This is a genomic window from Synechococcus sp. B60.1, assembly GCF_047462555.1.
In the GTDB taxonomy this organism is placed as follows: Bacteria; Cyanobacteriota; Cyanobacteriia; order Thermostichales; family Thermostichaceae; genus Thermostichus.
In genome coordinates, this window is the sequence record NZ_JANSJN010000075.1 from 6,779 (window position 1) to 13,828 (window position 7,050).

The window sequence follows — 7,050 nt, forward strand, 5'->3', positions numbered from 1 at the left end:
TATCAGCCCTGCTTGCTTAGGGGCTGGGCTCTCAGTTGGCCAAAGGCTAGCCTTTGGCGGATCCCTAGCGCCACCGCGGCATCCCCGCGGAGGTGCTTAACTTAGGAGAGCAGCCTAGCACAGACAAAGATAATATGAAGGGCGAGAGGCAGGTCTAGCCCTTGTGAGGTGGAGCCCAGGGCACGCTGTGCCAGGGGAAGTCCGCGCCGGCAGGCCGCCATTCTTTGGCAACCCAGACACTCCAGTGCAAAGGGATCACCCATGCAGGCTATCACCTTGCTCGGCTCCACCGGCTCGATTGGCACCCAAACTCTGGACTTGGTGGCCCAGTATCCCGATCGCTTTCGGGTTGTCGGCTTGAGTAGCTACAGCAATGTTACCCTCCTGGCGGAACAGGTGTGGCGGTTTCGCCCCCAGATTGTGGCCGTTGGCCGGGAGGAGCTGCTGCCGGAACTGCGGTCGCTGCTGACCGGGATGCGACCCCTGCCGGAGTTGGTGGCGGGCACGGAGGGGCTGTGTCAGGTGGCGGCTCACCCCGCGGCCCAGCGGGTGGTGACCGGGATCGTTGGCTGTGCCGGCCTCTTGCCTACGCTGGCCGCCATCCGCGCCGGCAAGGACATTGCCCTGGCCAACAAAGAGACCCTGGTGGCAGGCGGCCCGGTGGTGCTGCCCCTGGTGCAAAAGCACGGCGTCAAGCTCATCCCGGTGGACTCGGAGCATTCGGCCATCTTTCAATGCCTGCAGGGGGTGCCGCCGGGATCCCTGCGCCGCATCTGGCTGACAGCCTCAGGGGGGGCGTTTCGCGATTGGCCTGCCGAGCAACTGGATCGGGCAACTCTGGCGGATGCCCTCAAACACCCCAACTGGGTGATGGGGCGCAAGATCACCATCGACTCGGCCACCCTGATGAACAAGGGCTTGGAGGTGATCGAGGCCCACTGGCTGTTTGGCTTAGACTATGACCACATCGAAATCCTCATCCACCCCCAGAGCATCGTTCACTCCCTGATTGAGCTGGCCGATACCTCGGTTCTGGCCCAGTTGGGCTGGCCGGATATGCACCTGCCCATTCTCTACGGCCTCAGTTGGCCGGAGCGCCTAACCACCCCTTGGGATTCCCTCGACTTGGTCAAGCTGGGATCCCTCACTTTTAAGGCGCCGGATCACCGCAAGTATCCCTGCATGGAGCTGGCCTATGCCGCCGGGCGGGCGGGCGGGACGCTGCCGGCGGTGTTGAATGCGGCTAACGAGGCAGCCGTGGCCTTGTTCTTACAAGAGCGCATTCGTTTTTTGGATATCCCCCGCCTTCTGGAACGGGTCTGTGAGCGGCACCAGGTCATCCCCGCCCCCAGCCTGGAGGACATTTTGCAAGCAGATGCCTGGGCGCGCCAGCAGGTGGAACTCTTGGCGCAGCAGGCCCCAGCGCAGGTTCTGGCCTAATCCCTACCGGGGGGATCCGGCCCAGCGCTAGAGTGGGAAGAAGCTGGAGGAGCACCTGAGTGGCGGGATCCCATCTCCGACAACTGGCCCATTATCTGCGCCCCTATCGGCGCCAGGTGGTGCTGGGCATTGGATCCCTGCTGGTGGTGAACGGGCTGGGGGTGTTCCTGCCCTGGTATGTCAAGCTGGCCATCGATGATCTCAGCCAGAACCTGGCCGCGCTGTCGCCCAGCCGCATTGCCCTCTACGCTCTGGTGGTGCTGGTTGTCTCCACCCTGATGATGGGCATTCGCATTGCCTCGCGGGTGTGGATGTTTGGCGTAGGGCGGCAGGTGGAGTTTCGCCTCAAGCAGGCCATCTTCGAGCATTTGCTTACCCTGCAGCCTTCCTACTTTGCCCAGCAGACCATCGGGGATATTCTCACCCGCATCACCAGCGATGTGGAAAATGTCCGCCGCCTACTGGGCTTTGCCCTGCTCAATTTGGCCAATACAATCTTTGCCTACGGCACTACGCTGCCGGCCATGTTGGGTATTGAGCCACGTCTGAGCGCCTTGGCCCTATCGGTGTTTCCGGTGATGCTGGGGCTGGTGAAGTTGACCAGCACCCGTCTGCAGCAGGAGCAGCTTCAGGTGCAGCAGGAGCTGGCCAATCTGAGCGATCTCATCCAGGAGGACATGAACGGCATCACCCTGATCAAGGTCTATGCCCAGGAAGAGCACGAGCAGCGGGAGTTTCGCCGCCGCAACGAGCGGCTGCTGCAGGCCAATTTGCGCTTGGCCCTCACCCGCAACCTGCTTTTCCCCTCCCTGGTGGCTTTGGTTAGCCTGAGCCTGCTGCTGTCGTTGGCAGTGGGGGGGCCGCAGATTGCCGCGGGGCGGCTGACGATTGGGGATTTTTCCGCCCTCACCCTCTACGTGGAACGGCTGGTATTTCCCACCGCTTTGCTGGGCTTTACCATCACCGCCTACCAGCGGGGCCAGGTCAGCCTGGAGCGGATCGACGCCTTGCTGCGGGTGGAGCCCACCATCCGCGATGCCCCCCAGGCTCTGCCGCTGCCTCTGGAAAAGGTGCAGGGGCGTATCGAGGCTAGGGGGCTGACTTTTGCCTATGCCAATACGGGATCCGCAACGCCGGCGCTGCAGGATCTGCACTTTTGCATCGAGCCGGGGCAACTGGTGGCGGTGGTGGGGCCGATTGGGGCGGGCAAGTCCACCCTGGCCAATGCCCTGCCCCGCCTGCTGGAGATCCAGCCGGGGCAAGTGTTTCTGGATGGGCAGGATATTACCCAGCTTCAACTGGGATCCCTGCGCCGCGCCATTGCCTACGTGCCCCAGGAGAGCTTCCTCTTCAGCGCCACCGTTCGGGACAACATCCGCTATGGCAAGCCCCAGGCGGAAGATTGGGAGGTGGAATGGGCCGCCAAAGCCGCCCACATCCACGCCGAGATCCTCCACTTTCCCAAGGGCTACGACACGCTGGTGGGGGAGCGGGGCATCACCCTTTCCGGCGGCCAGCGGCAGCGGGTGGCCCTGGCGCGGGCGTTGCTGGTGGATGCGCCGATTTTGATTTTGGATGACTGCCTCTCCAGCGTGGACAATGAGACGGCCCAGGCCATTCTCCGCCACCTGCGCCAGGCCACGGCCCAGAAAACGGTGATCTTGATTACCCATCGCCTCACGGCGGCGGTGGAGGCGGATCAGATCTGGGTCATGAACCAAGGTCGCATCGTGCAGCAGGGATCCCATGCCCAGTTGTTGGCCGATGCCGACGGCCTCTACGCCCGCCTCTGGGCCAAGCAAAAGCTGGAAGAGGCCCTGGCCTAGGGTTTCTCTGGCCAGAAAGCCGGCCCAGCGGCTACCCTAAGCTGCAAAGCTGTGGGGAGGGGCAAAAGCATGGGAAGCAACGGGATCGATCTGCGCCAATTGCTCGGCCAAGCCGGGATCCAACCCCAGTTGGCCCAGGGATCCCTGGAGGGGGTGCAGGTCAGGGGTCTGTGCACTGACTCGCGCCAGGTGCAGGCCGGGGATCTCTTCTTGGGCATGCCGGGATCCCGTGTCGATGGCGGCGAGTTTGTCCAGGAGGCGCTTACCGGAGGAGCGGTGGCGGCTCTCATCTCGCAGGAGGCGTGGAAGCAAGTCAGCGGAGAGGCTGAAGGGAGCAGTCGGCCCATTTTGGTGTGGCCCCGCGCTGGCTTGAACCGGGCTGTGGCCCAGGTGGCGGCAGCCTTCTATGGCTTTCCGGCCCGCCAGCTTACCTTGGTAGGGGTGACGGGCACCAACGGCAAAACCACCACCACCCATCTCATCGAACATCTGCTGCAGGCTGCCGGTCGCCCCACTGCCTTGCTGGGCACCCTCTACAACCGCTGGCCCGGCCACTGCCAGGTAGCCCCCCACACCACCCTGTTTCCGCTGGAGCTGCAGCGCAGCCTGAGAGAAGCCAAGGCAGCCGGCGCCGAGGTGGCGGTGATGGAGGTCAGCTCCCATGCCCTGGCCCAGGATCGGGCTTGGGGGTGTAGCTTTGCCGCTGCCGTCTGGACCAACCTCACCCAGGATCACCTGGATTTCCACGGCAGCATGGAAAACTACTGGCAGGCCAAAGCCACCCTGTTCCGGCTGGAGTACTTGCAGGGGCGGGCGGTGGTCAACGCCGACGACGAGGGCGGACGGCGGCTGCTCGAAGCCATCCCAGCCCCTCTGGAGCCCTGGGCCTATTCCCTCCGGCCTTTGGAAGGGATCCCTGCCCTCTGGCCCAGCGACGTTCAACTTCACCCCAACGGCCTGCAGGCAACCCTGCACACCCCTTTGGGCAGCTTTGCTGTGGCAGCGCCGCTGGTGGGATCCTTCAACCTGGCCAACCTGCTGGCGGCAGTAGGGGTGGCGCTGCACCTGGGGATCCCGGTTGAGGTTATCCAGTCGGCCCTGCCCCGTTTTCCCGGTGTGCCGGGGCGGATGGAGCGGGTGAGCCTGCCGGGGCAGGACATCACGGTAATCGTAGACTATGCCCACACCCCCGATGGGCTGGAAAACCTGCTCAAGGCCCTGCGCCCGCAAGTGCAAGGCCGGCTGATCTGCGTCTTTGGCTGTGGCGGGGATCGCGACCGGGGCAAGCGCCCGCAGATGGGCCGCATTGCCGCCACCTGGGCCGATCAGGTGGTGGTGACCTCCGACAACCCCCGCACAGAGGATCCGCAGCGGATCCTGCAGGACATTTTGGCCGGGATCCCTGGATCCCCCTGGGCGGTGGAAGTGGATCGCCGCCAAGCCATTCGCCTGGCCATCCTGGAGGCCCAGCCAGGTGATACGGTGGTGATTGCTGGCAAAGGCCACGAAGACTACCAGATCCTAGGCACCGAGAAGATCCACTTCGACGACCGGGAAGAGGCCCGTGCCGCCCTTTCCCTCAGGGAGAGGGGCCGGGGGTGAGGGTTAGGCTACTCCTGCCCTCTCTTCTGCAGCATCAGCTCCACAAACTCCCGGAAGAGATGGTCGGCATCGTGGGGGCCGGGGCTGGCCTCTGGGTGATACTGCACGGAAAACAAAGGTAGGTGGCGGTGGCGGATCCCGGCCACGGTGCGGTCATTGAAGTTAAGGTAAGTAATTTCCGCTTCCTCCGCCGGGATCGAAGCGGCATTTACCGCAAAGCCGTGGTTTTGGCTGGTGATCTCCACTTTCTGCTCCAGCCCACAGGGGTGGTTGAGGCCGCGGTGGCCGAACTTCAGCTTGTAGGTGGATCCGCCCAGAGCTAGGCTGAGGATCTGGTGGCCCAGACAGATGCCAAACATTGGCTTCCCGCTTTGCAGCAGCGCCTGGGTGGTGCGGATGGCCGTTGTCTCTGCCGCTGGATCCCCGGGCCCGTTGGAGAGGAAAATCCCATCGGGGTTGTAACTCAGGATCTCCTCCGGGCTGGCGTGGGCCGGCAACACCATCACGCGGCAGCCGTAGCGAGTCAGGCGGCGCAAGATGTTGCGCTTGATGCCAAAATCCAGCGCCACCACCCGCAAAGGGGGATCCGGGATCCGGATCCCTTGGCTGCGGCCATAGTCCCAATCGGCGGGGGTGGGCTCCAGCCACTCGTAGGGCTTGGGCGTTGTCACCTCTGCCACCAGGCTCAGCCCCTGCATGGCAGGGGCCTGGCGCACCCGCTCTAGCAGCGCCTGCGGATCCAAGATCTCGGTTGAGAGGGCCCCGTTCATTACCCCTTGCGAGCGCAGCCGCCGCGTCAGGGCCCGCGTATCCACCCCGGCAATGGCCGGGATCCCGTGCTGCTTGAGGTAGTCAGGCAGCGTCCCCGTAGCGCGCCAGGAGCTGGCCAGGCGCGACACGTTGCGGGCGATGATCCCGGCGGCTTGGGGCTGTGCCGATTCCTGATCCAGGTCGTTTACCCCCGTGTTCCCCAATTCCGGGTAGGTGAAGGTGATCAACTGCCCCCGGTAGCTTGGATCCGTCATCACCTCCTGGTAGCCGGTCATGCCTGTGTTGAACACCACCTCACCCACCGCCGTGCCCTCTGCTCCAAACGACCAGCCGGCAAAGGCCGTGCCATCGGCCAGCACCAGCAGAGCCGGCTGCCGAGTTTGCCAGGGGAAAACTTTTTCCGGTGCTTCAAGAGTTGAGGAGACCATAACCTGTGAACCTAGACAACTCCCCTCTCCCCTTGGGAGAGAGGCCGGGGGTGAGGGCAATAGGCCGGGATGAACAGCCTGACTATCCTACCCCAACTATCCTTCCTCTGCCTCGTCGGCCACGTTGCCACATTCTGGCCTGTTGTCCTTGCGGAGGGTGCCGATCAAAGTGCTCACCACCACGCAGCGGTTTTCGCCCTGGGAGTAGGTGCTGCTAACCACAAAGCGCCCCAGTTGACGCGCCCGCCCTTCCGAGTCGAAAACAGCCCTCCCTCTTTCGTTGGCAAAGGTACTAGTTACAGTTACAAAATTATTCAGGCGCACCCGCTGACAAGGGATCGGCTCATCGCAAAGGCCTTCCTCGTCTTGGATCACCAGCGTGGGGACACTCGGATCTGAGTTGTCGATTTCAACCACCCAAGCGCGGCCTTGGAGAGAGGCTCTGGCGTTGGTGCGGGCGGTGCGCAGGGCTCGCTCCACCTTGTTTTGCGCGTCCTCCAATTGGATGCGCGCCCAGATGTTGATTCCGGAAGGGACGGCCAGCCCGGCCACAATGCCGATAATGACCACCACCGCCAGGACTTCTATCAGCGTGAAGCCCTGGGATCGAAGCGGCCGCGCCGGGCCAATGGTTTTTTTCTCCAAGGCCAACATGGTGGACATTCCCCCTAGGAGAGTTGACGGTTGATAACACCGCGGGCAAGAACCCGAGTTTGCAGCGGCAGCAGGTAGCGCGACACCTCTGAGATATCGACGCTGGTGGCATCCTGGATATAGCGGCGGAAGAGGCCGGGGTTGGCCCGCTCCATGGCCGTGGCCGTGATGTTAATGATCACATCCTGGGGTCGGTCGGCGCCGGGGCTGCGCCGCACGCAGACGTAGAAGCCCACGTCGTTCTGGTTATCTGCCAACCCTGAGAAGGTGACGCCGTTGGGTTTGCCACCGCCAAAGGCATAGCCCTGCGGGCAAGCGGGTGCAACCTG

General features: G+C 63.6%; 5 protein-coding genes and 1 pseudogene. 3 read left to right on the top strand and 3 right to left on the bottom strand.

What is annotated here, in order from left to right; all coding sequences use genetic code 11:
• Window positions 1-261: 261 nt before the first annotated feature.
• The 3 genes from NW863_RS09270 (at window position 262) to NW863_RS09280 (ending at window position 4,868) form a co-directional block, all read left to right on the top strand.
• On the top strand, window positions 262-1,440 hold the full coding sequence (locus NW863_RS09270; protein WP_414365918.1) for a 1-deoxy-D-xylulose-5-phosphate reductoisomerase: 1,179 nt from the start codon (window positions 262-264) through the stop codon (window positions 1,438-1,440).
• 59 nt (window positions 1,441-1,499) lie between these two features.
• A complete protein-coding gene (locus NW863_RS09275) occupies window positions 1,500-3,266 on the top strand; it encodes an ABC transporter ATP-binding protein (RefSeq protein ID WP_414365919.1) in 1,767 nt (588 codons plus the stop codon).
• Between the two features lie 69 nt (window positions 3,267-3,335).
• Window positions 3,336-4,868, top strand: a complete 1,533-nt coding sequence (locus NW863_RS09280) for a UDP-N-acetylmuramoyl-L-alanyl-D-glutamate--2,6-diaminopimelate ligase (protein ID WP_414365920.1) — start codon at window positions 3,336-3,338, stop codon at window positions 4,866-4,868.
• 8 nt (window positions 4,869-4,876) lie between these two features.
• Here the strand turns inward: NW863_RS09280 and carA are convergent, their stop codons facing one another.
• From carA to NW863_RS09295, 3 genes and pseudogenes are all read right to left on the bottom strand, one after another.
• A complete protein-coding gene (gene carA, locus NW863_RS09285) occupies window positions 4,877-6,067 on the bottom strand; it encodes a glutamine-hydrolyzing carbamoyl-phosphate synthase small subunit (protein WP_414365921.1) in 1,191 nt (396 codons plus the stop codon).
• Window positions 6,068-6,163: 96 nt separating this feature from the next.
• The gene (locus NW863_RS09290) at window positions 6,164-6,730 is read right to left on the bottom strand and encodes a Tfp pilus assembly protein FimT/FimU (protein WP_414365922.1); all 567 of its coding nucleotides are present in this window, start codon (window positions 6,728-6,730) and stop codon (window positions 6,164-6,166) included.
• Window positions 6,731-6,735: 5 nt separating this feature from the next.
• Window positions 6,736-7,050: pseudogene (locus NW863_RS09295) on the bottom strand (PddD domain-containing protein); the annotation flags it as partial.